14 protein-coding genes are annotated in these 11,999 nt (G+C 73.9%); 6 read left to right on the top strand and 8 right to left on the bottom strand.

What is annotated here, in order from left to right; translation table 11 throughout:
• Nucleotides 1-22 precede the first annotated feature (22 nt).
• The 6 genes from FHX73_RS37610 to FHX73_RS37585 form a co-directional block, all read right to left on the bottom strand.
• Nucleotides 23-562, bottom strand: a complete 540-nt coding sequence (locus tag FHX73_RS37610) for a Clp protease N-terminal domain-containing protein (protein WP_145910539.1) — start codon at nucleotides 560-562, stop codon at nucleotides 23-25.
• Nucleotides 563-564: 2 nt separating this feature from the next.
• Complete coding sequence (locus FHX73_RS37605; RefSeq protein WP_145910538.1) at nucleotides 565-807, bottom strand: hypothetical protein; 243 nt, start codon at nucleotides 805-807, stop codon at nucleotides 565-567.
• A gap of 148 nt (nucleotides 808-955) precedes the next feature.
• The gene (locus FHX73_RS37600; protein ID WP_145910537.1) at nucleotides 956-3,076 is read right to left on the bottom strand and encodes an MMPL family transporter; all 2,121 of its coding nucleotides are present in this window, start codon (nucleotides 3,074-3,076) and stop codon (nucleotides 956-958) included.
• A 411-nt stretch (nucleotides 3,077-3,487) separates the two neighbouring features.
• Nucleotides 3,488-4,267 (bottom strand): ferritin-like domain-containing protein, encoded by a 780-nt coding sequence (locus tag FHX73_RS37595; RefSeq protein WP_145910536.1) that lies wholly within the window; start codon nucleotides 4,265-4,267, stop codon nucleotides 3,488-3,490.
• A gap of 146 nt (nucleotides 4,268-4,413) precedes the next feature.
• Nucleotides 4,414-4,911, bottom strand: a complete 498-nt coding sequence (locus FHX73_RS37590; protein WP_145910535.1) for a DUF3237 domain-containing protein — start codon at nucleotides 4,909-4,911, stop codon at nucleotides 4,414-4,416.
• The gene (locus tag FHX73_RS37585) at nucleotides 4,908-5,363 is read right to left on the bottom strand and encodes an ester cyclase (protein WP_211786458.1); all 456 of its coding nucleotides are present in this window, start codon (nucleotides 5,361-5,363) and stop codon (nucleotides 4,908-4,910) included. The genes FHX73_RS37590 and FHX73_RS37585 overlap by 4 nt, the downstream gene beginning before the upstream one ends.
• Before the next feature lie 57 nt (nucleotides 5,364-5,420).
• Here FHX73_RS37585 and FHX73_RS37580 point away from each other — a divergent pair, with 57 nt between their 5' ends.
• Complete coding sequence (locus tag FHX73_RS37580) at nucleotides 5,421-6,038, top strand: TetR/AcrR family transcriptional regulator (protein ID WP_246214128.1); 618 nt, start codon at nucleotides 5,421-5,423, stop codon at nucleotides 6,036-6,038.
• Nucleotides 6,039-6,081: 43 nt separating this feature from the next.
• Here FHX73_RS37580 and FHX73_RS37575 read toward each other — a convergent pair whose 3' ends face one another.
• Nucleotides 6,082-7,425 carry an ABC transporter substrate-binding protein gene (locus tag FHX73_RS37575; protein ID WP_145910813.1) on the bottom strand — a complete coding sequence of 448 codons (1,344 nt, stop codon included), beginning with the start codon at nucleotides 7,423-7,425 and terminating at the stop codon, nucleotides 6,082-6,084.
• Nucleotides 7,425-7,778, bottom strand: coding sequence for an MTB12 C-terminal domain-containing protein (locus tag FHX73_RS37570; protein WP_145910533.1), 354 nt, complete (start codon nucleotides 7,776-7,778; stop codon nucleotides 7,425-7,427). The genes FHX73_RS37575 and FHX73_RS37570 overlap by 1 nt, the downstream gene beginning before the upstream one ends.
• Before the next feature lie 19 nt (nucleotides 7,779-7,797).
• Between FHX73_RS37570 and FHX73_RS37565 the strand changes: the two genes are divergently transcribed.
• The 5 genes from FHX73_RS37565 to FHX73_RS37545 are packed head-to-tail and all read left to right on the top strand — an operon-like array spanning nucleotide 7,798 to nucleotide 11,952.
• A complete protein-coding gene (locus tag FHX73_RS37565) occupies nucleotides 7,798-8,091 on the top strand; it encodes a hypothetical protein (protein ID WP_145910532.1) in 294 nt (97 codons plus the stop codon).
• A 56-nt stretch (nucleotides 8,092-8,147) separates the two neighbouring features.
• Nucleotides 8,148-8,696 carry a hypothetical protein gene (locus FHX73_RS37560; protein ID WP_145910531.1) on the top strand — a complete coding sequence of 183 codons (549 nt, stop codon included), beginning with the start codon at nucleotides 8,148-8,150 and terminating at the stop codon, nucleotides 8,694-8,696.
• A 33-nt stretch (nucleotides 8,697-8,729) separates the two neighbouring features.
• Nucleotides 8,730-10,610, top strand: a complete 1,881-nt coding sequence (locus tag FHX73_RS45745; protein ID WP_145910530.1) for an ABC transporter permease subunit — start codon at nucleotides 8,730-8,732, stop codon at nucleotides 10,608-10,610.
• Nucleotides 10,607-11,311, top strand: a complete 705-nt coding sequence (locus tag FHX73_RS46820; protein WP_246214127.1) for an ABC transporter ATP-binding protein — start codon at nucleotides 10,607-10,609, stop codon at nucleotides 11,309-11,311. Before FHX73_RS45745 ends, FHX73_RS46820 begins: the two co-directional genes overlap by 4 nt.
• Nucleotides 11,308-11,952: an ATP-binding cassette domain-containing protein gene (locus FHX73_RS37545; RefSeq protein ID WP_145910528.1), complete on the top strand. Its 645-nt coding sequence runs from the start codon at nucleotides 11,308-11,310 to the stop codon at nucleotides 11,950-11,952. Before FHX73_RS46820 ends, FHX73_RS37545 begins: the two co-directional genes overlap by 4 nt.
• Nucleotides 11,953-11,999 lie beyond the last annotated feature (47 nt).

Genomic DNA, 11,999 nt, shown 5'->3' with positions numbered 1-11,999 from the left:
GCAGCCGCCCACGGTCAGCCTCTTACGCTTGCGCCACGCGCGCCAGCACGGCCTCGCGCAGTCCGCCCCGGTCCACTTCGAGTGCGGTCAGCACCTCCAGACCCCGGCCCTCGCCGACCGCGAGCAGCCCGAGCAGGATGTGCTCGGTGCCGAACCGCTCCTGGCCCAGCGCCTTCGCCTCGCGCAGCGTCTGCTCCAACGCCCGCTTGGCGTCCGGGGTGTAGGCCGGTCGCGGGTACTGGAACGCCCCGGGGCCGAAGGCGTCGTCGGCCTTGCGCTGGATCTCGGCGACGTCGATGCCGATCGCCGCCAACGCGTCCTTCGCCGGCTGCCCGCCGGCCGCGACCACCCCGGCCTCGTCCAGGATCCGCACCGTCTCGGCGCGGGCCCGGTCCAGCTCGACGCCCTGCTCGCGCAGCACTTCGGCGGCCGTGCCGCTCTGCGCCCCGATCAGACCGAGCAGGATGTGCTCGGTCCCGATGAAGTCGTGCCCCAGGGCGATCGCCTCGTCCTGTGAGAGCACCACGGCGCGGCGCGCGCCGTCGGTGAAGTACTCGAACACCCCTACTCCTCCTTGCCCGTGGCCTTGCGCCTGGTTGCGTGCTTCTCGTGCACCGACTGCCTGCTGACCTGCAGCGAACTGGCGATGCTCTGCCAGGACCATCCCTGGTCCCGGGCGCTGTCGACGTGCACCCGCTCCAACTCCTCCAGCAGTCGGCGCAGTGCGACGACGGCCTGGAGTCCGACAGCGGGGTCCCGACTCGTGACTTGTCCGGCCAGTTTGGCCGTGGTGTCCTCGGCTCCCATGCGTGTCAGGTTGCCCTGACAGACCGTCGGCTGTCAAGGAACCCTGACACGCTCGACGGGACGGGATGGCGGCCCAGATGACTTGGCGGGACTGGGCGGGGCGGGACGCGACGGGACGGCGGCCCAGATGACGCGGCGGGACGAGAAGTCAGACGTGCGGCAGGATCCGGTCCAGCCACCGCGGCAGCCACCAGTTGGCCTTGCCGAGCAGCTCCATGATCGCCGGGACCAGCACCATCCGGACCAGCGTCGCATCCAGGAAGACCGCCACCGCGAGCCCGAGCCCGAACTCCTTGACCGCGATGTCGGGCGTGGCGAGCACCGAGAGGAAGACCGTCACCATGATCGCCGCCGCGGCCGTGATCACTCGGGCCGTCCGCCCGAGACCGCGGGCCACGGCCTCCCGGGTGTCGGCCCCGGCGTCGTACTCCTCCCGGATCCGGGAGACCAGGAAGACCTCGTAGTCGGTGGAGAGGCCGAACAGGATGGGGAAGATGAACAGCGGCACCCAGGCGGTGATCGGGGCGCTGGTCGGGAAGCCCAACTGCGCGTTGAGCCAACCCCATTGGACGATCATCACCAGCACGCCGAAGGCCGCGCCGACCGAGAGCAGGGTCATCACCGCGGCCTTGACCGCGATCACCACCGAGCGGACCAGCACCAGCAGCAGGACCAGCGCCAGCCCGATCACCGCCGCGATCAGCCACGGCAGCCGGGTGCTCACCTGGCTCGCGAAGTCGACGTCACCGGCCGTCGGCCCGCCGACGTGCACCACCAACCCGGTGCCGGCGACGGCGGGCGGGATCACCTGGCCGCGCAGCCGGTCCAACAGCTTCGGCGTGGCCGCGTCCTGGTGCGAGGTGGTCGGGTAGGCGACGAAGAGCTCGGCCGCGCCGTCCGCACTCAGCTCCGGCGGGGTCACCTGCGCCACCCCCGGCGTCGCCGCGACCGCCTTGACCACTGGCTCGATCGCACCCGCAGCGCCGGGCGAGGGCAGCTCGGCCACCACCACGAACGGCGCGTCGAAGCCCGGCCCGAAGCCCTCGGTGAGGATCCGGTAGGCGGTGTAGCCGCTGGTGTCGTGCGGCTCGGTGCTGTTGTCCTCGAAGCTGAGCCGCATCGACAGCGCCGGGATCGCGAGCAGGATCATCACCGCCGCGCCCGCGACCAGCCCGGTGACCGGGCGCCGCTGGATCACCCGGGCCCAGCGCTCGGCCAGCGGGCTGCGCGAACCGGTCCGGCCCAGGTAGGGCAGCTTGAACCGGTCGATGCCTCGGCCCGCGAAGCCGAGCAGCGCGGGCAGCAGGGTGACGGCGGCGACCATGGTCATCAGCACCGTCACCGCGGCTGCCACCGCCGTGGCGTTGAGCAGCTTCTGCTGCACCACGAAGAGCCCGAGCATCGCGATCACCACGGTGGCCCCGGCGAACAGCACCGAGCGGCCGGCCCGGGCGATCGCCACCACCACCGCCTCCTGCGGCTCCGCGCCGTCCGCCAAGCCCTCGCGGAACCGGGTGACGATGAACAACGCGTAGTCGATGCCCACGCCGAGCCCGAGCAGGGTGGCCACGATCGGGCTGAACGAGGGCGCCGGGAAGGCGTACCCGAGCAGGAAGGTGAGGGCCAGTCCGCTGAGGATCCCGAACAGCGCGGCCAGCATCGTCAGGCCCATCGCCAGCAGTGAGCCGAACGCGATCAGGATCACCAGCATCGCCGCGATCCCGCCGATCGCGTCCGCCGCCCCGCCGTACGGGGTCTCGGCGGTGACCACGTCCGCGCCACCGAAGGCGAAGGTGACGCCGGCTCCGCTCGCCGCCTTGGCCTGCGAGATCAGGTGCTTCACCTCCGAGGTGTCCATCGGGTTCTTGTCGGAGGTGGTGGTGGCGAAGCCGATCGTGCCGTCGTGGGAGATCTGCCCGGGGACGTCGTACGGCGAGCGGACGCCGGTGATGTGCGGGGCGGCGGCGACCTGGCCGATCATCGCCTCCACGCGCTGCTTCACCGCAGGGTCGGCGAGCCCGGCCGGCGCCTGGACCGCCAGGGTGAGCGAACTGCCCTGACGCTCCGGGAAGTGCTGCTTGATCAGGCTCTGTGCCTGGCCGGACTGCGAGTTGCCGCCGGTGAAGTCGTTGTCCACCGGCGCCTTGAATCCGAACCCGACCACCAGCAGCACCAGCAGGCCCAGCACCCAGGAGACCAGCACCAGTCGCCGCCGCCGGTAGCAGAACCGGCCCAGCCGGGCGAGGGCAGTCTCGGGCTGGGGGTTCATCGCGCTGCTTTCACTTGAGGACGAAACGTGGGTGGTTTCGCGTGGGGGCGAAACGTGGGCGAGTTTCGGGCGTGGGCGAAACGTGGGTGAGTTTCGCTCTGCCGCGAAACCTCGGGGCGGGCTGGAGTAGGTCGGGGAGTTTCGCTGGTGGGCGAAAGGTGGGGAATTCGGTCCGAGGTGAAGTGAAGCCTCGACGTTTCGCCTGGTGGCGAAGGTCAGTGCTTTCGCTGGAGCGCGAAACGTGGCCGACCCCGCTCAGCGGCGACACCCCCGTTCTGTACTTTCGCCGGAGCACGAAAGGTCACCACTTTCGCCACAGCGCGAAAGGTCGCCCCCCACCCCCACTCCGCGGCCACACCCCACCCTTTCGCACCACGGCGAAACCTCGACCTTTCGCGTGGTGACGAAACGTCAGTCCAGCGCCTCCACCTGAGCCGGCCCGCCCAACGCGTTGCGCCGCTCCGGCATCTTGAGCGTGGTCATCCGCCGCCAGCCGCCCGCCCGCTCGTACAGGTAGACGGCGTGGATACCGGCGGCCAGCGCCATCCGCTTCGCCGTCGGCCAGCGCAGGATGGCGCCCATCTGGCCCATCACCGCCAGGCTGACGTCCCGGTAGGTGCGGATCTCCGCCTTCGCCGTCTCGTTCAGCGTGTCGAGGATCCGCCGGCCGTGACCCCGGGCGGCCAGCCGGAGCAGCTCCTCGTGGCAGTAGGCGAGGTGGTTGTCCTCGTCCGCCGAGATCATCCGCACCGCCCGCCCGAGCTCCGGGTGGTCGCCGAACACCTTGCAGAGCAGCTGCATCTGCTCGGCCGCGCGCTGCTCGGTGACCCGGCTGTGCGCCAGGTAGGTGATCACGTCCGCCTCGGTGAGGGGCTCGTCGCGGCGCAGCCGGGAGTGGGCCAGGCCGATGCCTTGGCGTTCCAGGATCATCGTGTAGTCGGTCGAGTCCGGCACCGGCAGCGGGCTGAGACCGCGCTTGCGGAGCAGCGCGTTGAAGATCCGGCCGTGCTTCTCCTCGTCGGCGCCGTGCCGGGCGATCTTCGGAGCGAGCTCCTGGTCCTCGACCAAGCGGGCGATCCGACCGTTCTCCCATCCGCCCTGGTCCTCGCCCTTGGCGGCGATGGAGCAGAACAGACCGAACGCCTCGTCGTCGGCGTGGATCTCCTGGAAGAGAGTGCGAGCTGAGAGCATGTCAACAAGTCAACGGTCCGTCAGCTGACCCGGCAACAGCTCGCGTCCATCAGGGTCACGGCGGCTCCTACGAGGGTTCGAGGCACCACGGCTCCAGGCCCCGCGGTTCCAGGCCCCGCCGGCCCCGCCCGGACTCAGGCGAGCCTTCAGACCACCTGCGCCACCTTGTACGCGATCCCGCCCTCGACCAGGTAGCCCGACCCCACGCAGACGATGTCGTTCAGCCATGCGTACTCCGGTGCGCCGGTCTCGAAGAGCGGGCTGGTCCGGAAGTAGTAGCGCGCCGGGTCGATCTCGTACCTCTTGGCCGGATCGGCGAGGTCGGCCCGCAGCTCGGGCGGGGTGACCCAGCGGCCGCCGTAGGTGAGGTGCACCAGGGCGCCGTCGTGGGTGCGCAGGGTGAGGCGGACGTCCAGTGCCATCGTCCCGTCGGGGCGGAACAGGGCCCAGTCGCCGCCGCCCGGCAGCACCTCGCCGTGCAGTCGGGGCCCGTGGAAGGTGCCGCCCACGGCGCCGAAGAGGGTCCTGCGGCCGAGCGGGCCGGTACCGAACTCCAGCCGGGGGCTCAGGTCGACGACCAGGTCGAAGAGGTGGCACGTGGTGATGTCGCCGACGGCCTTCACCCGGGGGTCGGGGGGCGTCACGCTGCACGCCCGAAGAGCGTGTGCCGGACCTGGTCGGTGGAGACGCCCGACTGGGCGCAGAGCTCCGACAGGTCGAAGGAGAACCGCTCGCCGGCGATCAGGCCGTCGGCGAAGGAGAACTGGATGAACACCGGCAGTTCGGCGCGCCTGCCGTTGGGCGTCACGCCGAACCGGTCGCCGGTCATGGTCATGCGCGCCGTCCCCCAACAGACCAGGACCAGGGTGTCGTCGGTGACCGCGTGCCCGTCGAGGGTGACCTCGTAGTCGGGGAAGGACGCGAAGAAGCGGGTCAGCGCCTTCTCGTTCGCGGGCAGGCCACGGGCCCTGCTGCCGAGGGGTGGTGACTCCAGCACCATGTCCTCGTGCAGGAGCCGTAGCGCTGCGGGTACGTCCTGGCGGCTCTTGGCCTCGGCCAACGCCTGTGCCAGATCCAGCATCTGATGGCTGTTCATAAAGTAACCGTACGGTCGTCCGTACGTATTTCGCAAGGGTGTGGCAGGATGAGGCCGATGAGCGAGGTTGTGCATGACGGGCGCCTGCTGCGCGGCGCGCGGTCCCGCCGGACGATCGTCCGGCACGCCGTTGACACGGCGTCACTGGAGGGGCTCACCGGGCTCAGCTTCGGTCGGCTCGCGACCGACCTGAACGTGAGCAAGAGCACCGTCCAGACGCTCTTCGCCACGAAGGAGAAGCTCCAGCTGGCGGTGGTCGAGGCTGCGCGCGAGGCGTTCGAGGAGGCCGTGGTGCGCCCCGCACTGGTGCGGCCGCCGGGGGTCGCGCGGGTGCGCGCCTTGGGCCACCAGTGGATCGCCTACGCCGAACAGCCGCTGTTCGCGGGCGGCTGCTTCTGGGCGGCGAACCTGCCCGAGTTCGACAGCCGGCCGGGCCCGGTGCGGGACGTGTTGGCCGGTCAGCAGCGGGCCTGGCGCGAGCTGATCGCCGCCGAGCTGCGCCAGGCCGTCGCCGCGCGGGAGATCGCCGCGCTCGATCCCGAACTCGCGGCCTTCCAACTCGACGCCGTGCTCAACGCCACCAACACCGCGCTGCGCCTGGGCGACGACACGGCCGTGGCCATGGTCCACCGCGTCGTCGACGGGCTCCTCGCGCCCGCGCCCGAAGCCGACTGAGGCACCAGCGCGTAGAGGTGCGGTGCCACGAACACGCCAGCGCTCAGGGCTGGTACGCCAGTTGGGGCACGTCGAAGCAGTTGGTGTCCATGTCCGGCACCTGGGTCACCCAGGTGCCGGGGCCGCCGCCCGGGGTGGTGTCCTGCCAACGGGCGGCGTTCAGGCAGGCGCGGGTGAGGCCGGACGGGCGCGGCTCGGGGGTGAAGTCGGTGGGGATCAGCAGGCCGTGGGCGTCGTAGGTCTGGGGGCGGTTCATGAACCGCTCGGCGCAGGCCCGGGTCGGTGCGGCGCCGCACGAGGCGATCGCGTCGGTCAGCCACTGGGCCGCCGCCCAGCCCTCCAACTCCCAGGCGGAGAGCAGGGGTTCGCGGTCGGGGTAGTAGCGGTGCATGGCGGCGCGGAAGGCGGAGACGGCGGGGTAGGAGGTGTCGGCGTAGTTGCGGCTGGCCGAGGTGGCCCAGAGCACCGAGCGGCAGCCGGGCGCCGACTGGTAGTCGCGGGACACCGTCTGGACCCAGTTCTGCACGTTGGTGACCTTGGCCGCCAGGTGCACGCCGGCGGCGTCCAGGGCCTGGCACAGGCCGGTGTTGCCGCGGGTGTCGAGGGCGTCGAAGAGCACCTGGGTGTGGTCGGCGGCGAGCGCGGTGGCGACGTCCTGGAAGGCGGGCAGGGCCAGGTCCAGCGTCCGGGTCAGCACGTGGTAGCCCTCGGCGGCCAGGCCCTGGGCGACCTGGCGGGCGTAGGAGAGCGAGTCGGCCTGGTTGTAGGCGACCACGGCGGCCCGGTCGGCGTTCAGCCGCTGCTTGAAGAACCGGTAGACCTCGGTGCTCTGGTAGAGCGTGCCGTCCCAGCCGACGCTGCGGCCGTCGCGCGGCGCGTTGCTGCCGTAGATGCCGTAGAGGTGCGGGTAGCGGTCGTACTCGGTGCCGATCGGCTGGCCGCCGACGTCCGGCACCGCCTTGCCGCTGACGTAGGGCGCGCCGGCGTAGTCCAGCGAGCTGCCGGCAGTGAGGGCGAAGACCTGGTCCTGGTCGATCAGCTGGTGCGCGCAGTTCTGGTTGCCGATGCCGCTGCCACCGTCGTCGCAGGTGAACACCTGCACGGTGCGCCCGTGCAGGCCGCCGGCGGCGTTCAGGGCCTGGAAGAAGGCGAGCGCGCCGTAGCGGGGACCGGAGAGCACCTCGGTGCCGAGCGGGCTGGTCAGCGAAGTAATAATGCCGATTCTTAACTGACTGGACGTCACACCCGTGTCACTCGCCGGGTTTCCCGCGCCCGCCGAGGCGCCGACCGTGGGAGCCGCGAAGTCCCGGGCGGGCAGCCGGGTGCCGCAGCCGGCGAGCAGCAGCGCGGCCGCCGCGAGGCCGGCCGCCGCCGCCCGACACCGGATCAGCTGCACCCGGGCAGGCCGGTGGCGCCGCTCAGCGTGACCAGGCCGCAGAGCGTGGCCTGCGAGACCTTCCAGGTGCCGTTGTCCAGCACCGCCTGGCCGGAGGCGTTCGGCTGCACCGTCTGCCCCTGGAGCGAGAGGTTGTAGGTGACGATCGCGGTGGTCGCCGAGGTGAACTGGACGTTGGTCACCTGGGCGCTCACCTGACCCACCCGGGGGTCGCTCGCGAAGCCCTGGAGCAGCGCCTGGAGCTGCTGCCCGTTCTGCAGCAGGGCGGCCTTGGCGCTGAGCGAGGTGCTCGGCGAGAAGAAGCTCTGCCAGTTCTGCGTCACCTGGGTGGTCGCGGCGGCCACATCGGCGGGCGCGGTCCCGGTGGCGGACGCCGAAGCCGAAGCGGACCCCGACGCGGACGCCGACGCGGACGCCGACCCGGAAACCGCCCCCGAAGCCGACGCGCTCCCACTCATCGCACTGGACGACGCCGCCGAAGGGGTGGAGCTCGCGGCGCTCTTGCTCTTGCCGCTGGAGCAGGAGGACACCAGCAGTGCGGCGCCGAGCACGGCCGCCACCGCCTTGAGCACGGGGTCCGTCGGCAGGGTGCGCATCAGGGTTCTCTCCGCCCGGTGGTGCCGGTTCTCGGTCGTGGTGACGCCGCATCAGCTATGACGCGGGTAACACTATGAAGGCCGACCGGCGAACCACGCGCAACAGGAGGGCAGCGGATGGACGGCACCGGCCCCGACCGGTCACCCTCGGCGCTCGCCGCCCGCCTGCTGGCCGGCACCGGCCTCGGCTGGCTGCTGGTGGCGGTGGGCGCGGCGCTGTGCGTGCTCGGCTGGTACGCCGTCTCCGGCGAGTCCCTGACGGCACGCCAGCTACCGTACCTCGCCTCCGCCACCGTGCCCGGCGCGGCCCTGCTCACCGGCGGCGTGGTCTGGGCGGCTGTGCGGGGCCTGGCCCTGGTCGCCGCCCGAGGCCCCGCGCCCGCCTCCGCCACGCCCGCCTCCGCCACCCCCACCACCGACGCCTCCACCGCCCCCGCCCCCGTCACCGCCGCGTCCACCGGCTGGGCGGCCCCGGAGGCGGCGGCCGACCCCGGCGTCCTCGGCGCCACCCTGGTCGCCGCCCCCGGCGGCACGCTCTGCCACCGCCCCGGCTGCCCCCTGGTGGCCGGCCAGGACCGGGCCGTCCCGGTGGACGCGGCCGCCGTGCGCGAACGCGGCCTGGCCCCGTGCCCGGTGTGCGAGCCCGACCTGCTGGCGGACCCGTGACGAGTGCCCCGGACGCCCCCTGATGGCCGCCTGATGGCCGCTCCCGGGCTGGCGATCGACTTCGCGCTCGCAGGGGTGGCCGTGGGGAGCGCGGCGGCGCTCAGCGGGGTCGGGCTGGTGGTCTGCTACCGGCTCACCGGTGTGCTCAACCTCGCGCAGGGCGGCATCGCCGTGCTCACCGCCTACCTGCTGCGCGAGCTGGTGGTGGTGCGGGGCTGGCCGCTCTGGCTGGGGGCGGTGCTCTGCCTGGCGCTGGTCGCACCGGGGCTGGGGGTGCTGCTGCACCTGCTGGTCTTCGGTCCGCTGCGGCGGCGCGGCGCCGGGGTGGGCGAGGTGGTGGTGGCCGGGGTCGGGGTGCTGGTGCTGCTGATCGGGCTGGTGGCCGCCGTCTGGGGCACCGCGCCGCTGGCCGACGTGCCGTCACTCGTGCCCGCGCGCAGCCTCACCCTGCCCGGCGGCCACCTGCTGCGGCTGGACACCGTCGCCCAGTTGGCGGCCGTCCTGCTGGTGACCGCCGTGGTCTGGGCGGTCGGCCGGTTCACCGGGTTCGGCGTCCGGGCCCGGGCGGTGGCCGACGACCCCCGGTTGGCCGAGCTCGCCGGGGTGGACGCGAACGCGGTGGGCGCCGTCGGCTGGGCGTTCGGCGCGCTGACGGCGGGTCTGGTCGGCGTGCTGCTGGCGCCGTTCGTGCTGCTCGACCCGTACGGCCTGCCGCTGCTGGTGCTGGAGACCCTGGCCGTCGCGGTCGCCGCCCGGTTCCGCAGCCTGCCGGTCGCGGTGGTCGTCGGGCTCGCGCTGGGCGTCGGCCAGGCGGAGCTCACCTGGCTGCGGCCGCCCGGCACGCTCGGCCCGGTGGTGGACGCCGCGCAGTCCAACCTCTTCGCCGTCGCCCTGCTGGTGGCCGCGCTGGTGCCGTGGGGCGCGGCCGAGCAGGGGCTGCTCGGCGGCGGCACTCCGCTGCCAACGCTGCCGACGGCCCTGCCACCGACCCTTCCGACGACGCTACCGACGGCCGTGCGGGCCCGGGTGGACTCGTGGTCGGCGGGCCTGGTCGTGCTCGTGCTGCTCACCCCGCTGGCGCTGCGCGGCGACGGGATCCGGGCCGTGCTGACCGTCCCCGGGCTCGGGCTGGTGCTGCTCTCCACCGTGCTGGTGACCGGCGACGGCGGGCTGGTCTCGCTGGCCCAGGGCGCGTTCGCCGGCCTCGGCGCGCTGGGCACGGCGCAGTTCGCCTCCGGCCAGCTGCCGAGCGGGGCGGCGCTGGTGGTCGCGGCGCTCGGGCTGGCGGCGATCGGGGTGCTGGCGGGGTGGCCGGTGGTGCACCGGCGCGGGCTGGTGCTGGCGCTGGTCACCTTCGCGCTGGCGGTGGGGCTGAGCCGGTTCGTCTTCGAACAGCCGTACGCGACGGCCGGGCTGACGGTGCTGCGGCCCGCGCCGCTGCGCGGTGACCGGGCGCTGTACGCGGCCGAGCTGGTGGTGCTCGGACTGGGGGTGCTGCTGGTCGCGGCGGTGCGGCGGGGACGGCTGGGGCGGGCGCTGCTGGCCACCCGCGACCACGAGGCCGGGGCCTGGGCGGCCGGGGTGCCGGTGCCGGGGCTGAAGCTGCTGGTCTTCGCGCTGGGCGCGGCGCTCGCCGGAGCGGGCGGGGTGCTGCTCGCGCTGGCCGGCGGGGCGTTCGACGCCTCGGTCTTCGACCCCGTGCAGGGGCTGGTCTGGTTCGCGGCGATCGTGGTGGCGGGCGTGGACAGCGTGGCGGCGGCCGTGCTGACCCCGTTCGTGCTGACCGGGCTGGACGCGGCCACCGTCCCGGGCGTGTCGGCGGTCGCGGTCGGCGCGCTGGCGGCCGTGGTGGGCCGGCTGCCGGGCGGGCTCGCGGGCTGGGCCCGCCGGGTGCGGCGGGCGGGGGCGGGGTGAGCGCCGCGCTGCGCGCCGAGGGGGTGCGGCGCCGGCTCGGCGGGGTCGCCGTGCTGGACGGCGTGGACCTCGCCGTGCCGGCCGGGCAGGTCACCGCGCTGGTCGGGCCGAACGGCGCGGGCAAGAGCGTGCTGCTGGACTGCCTGGGCGGCGCGGCCCGTCCGGAGGCCGGCCGGATCCTGCTGGCCGGACGCGACGTCACCCGGGCGCCCTGCCACCGCCGCTCGCGGCTCGGCCTGGCCCGCACCTTCCAGCAGGTGGCGGTCTTCCCGGGGCTGACGGTGGCACAGAACCTGCTGGTGGGCGCGGAACAGCACGGCGTGCCGCCGGCTGTGGCCCGGGCGCGGACGGCGGGCGTGCTGCGGCTGCTCGGCCTGACCGCGCTGGCGGCGCGCCCGGCCGCGGGCCTGCCGCTCGGCGTGCTGCGCCTGGTGGAGCTGGCGCGGGCGCTGGCGGGGGCGCCCCGGGTGCTGCTGGTGGACGAGGTGTCGGTGGGGCTGGACGCCGCCCAGGTGGCCTGGGTGGCCCGGGTGCTGGCGATGACGGCGCGCGAGGGGGTGGGGGTGCTGCTGGTCGAGCACGACCTGGCGCTGGTCGCCCGGCTGGCCCGGGAGGCGTACGTGCTGGACGCGGGCCGGGTGGTCGCGTCGGGGCCGGTCGAGCGGGTGCTGGCCGACCCCCGGGTGCGGCGGCTGTGGTGAGCGCCGGGATCGAGCTGCGCGGCGCGCACCTGCGGGAGGGTCAGGTGGTGCGGCTCGCCGGGGTAGACGTGTACGGGCCGGCGGGGCGGCTCGGGTTCCTGATCGGGCGCAACGGCTCGGGGCGCTCGGCGGTGCTGGAGTCGCTGGCCGGCCTGGCCCGGCCCGCGCCCGGCACCGTGCTGCTGGACGGCCGGGACATCACCGCCGTCCCCGCGCACCGGCGGGCCGCGGCACTCGGCGTGGTGCTGGTGCCGGCCCGGCGCGCGGTCTTCCCCGCGCTCACCGTCGCCGAGCACCTCGCCCTCGGCGGTGCCGGGCGCCCGGAGCCGCCGTTCGCCGAACTGCGCCCGCTGCTCCGGCGGCAGGCGGGCACCCTCTCCGGCGGGCAGCAGCAACTCCTCGCGCTCTCCCGGGCGCTGCTCACCGACCCGGCGGTGCTGCTGCTCGACGAGCCGGAACGCGGCCTGGCTCCCGCCGTGCTGACCCGCCTGCACGCCGAACTGCTGGGCCGAACCGCCCTGTTGACGGCCCGCACGCTGCCCGCCTGGGCCCCGCCGGGCGCCCTGGTGCACGTGCTGGAGCGCGGCCGGATCGCCTGGCGCGGCGAGGCGGGGGAACTGCGGCGGCGCCCACACCCCTGACGGCGCGTCATCCGACCCTCAGGGGATCCCCCACCTCCCGTGGGGGA

Source organism: Kitasatospora viridis (genome assembly GCF_007829815.1).
In the GTDB taxonomy this organism is placed as follows: Bacteria; Actinomycetota; Actinomycetes; order Streptomycetales; family Streptomycetaceae; genus Kitasatospora; species Kitasatospora viridis.
The sequence above is the reverse complement of the archived record's forward strand: the minus strand, read 5'-3'. Positions and strand labels throughout refer to the sequence as shown.

Bases quoted from the DNA above. Each gene is read 5' to 3' on its own strand.
- FHX73_RS37605 (WP_145910538.1), bottom strand. From the start codon at position 807: ATGGGAGCCGAGGACACCACGGCCAAACTGGCCGGACAAGTCACGAGT.
- FHX73_RS37600 (WP_145910537.1), bottom strand. From the start codon at position 3,076: ATGAACCCCCAGCCCGAGACTGCCCTCGCCCGGCTGGGCCGGTTCTGC.
- FHX73_RS37595 (WP_145910536.1), bottom strand. From the start codon at position 4,267: ATGCTCTCAGCTCGCACTCTCTTCCAGGAGATCCACGCCGACGACGAG.
- FHX73_RS37585 (WP_211786458.1), bottom strand. From the start codon at position 5,363: ATGAACAGCCATCAGATGCTGGATCTGGCACAGGCGTTGGCCGAGGCC.
- FHX73_RS37580 (WP_246214128.1), top strand. From the start codon at position 5,421: ATGAGCGAGGTTGTGCATGACGGGCGCCTGCTGCGCGGCGCGCGGTCC.
- FHX73_RS37560 (WP_145910531.1), top strand. From the start codon at position 8,148: ATGGACGGCACCGGCCCCGACCGGTCACCCTCGGCGCTCGCCGCCCGC.
- FHX73_RS45745 (WP_145910530.1), top strand. From the start codon at position 8,730: ATGGCCGCTCCCGGGCTGGCGATCGACTTCGCGCTCGCAGGGGTGGCC.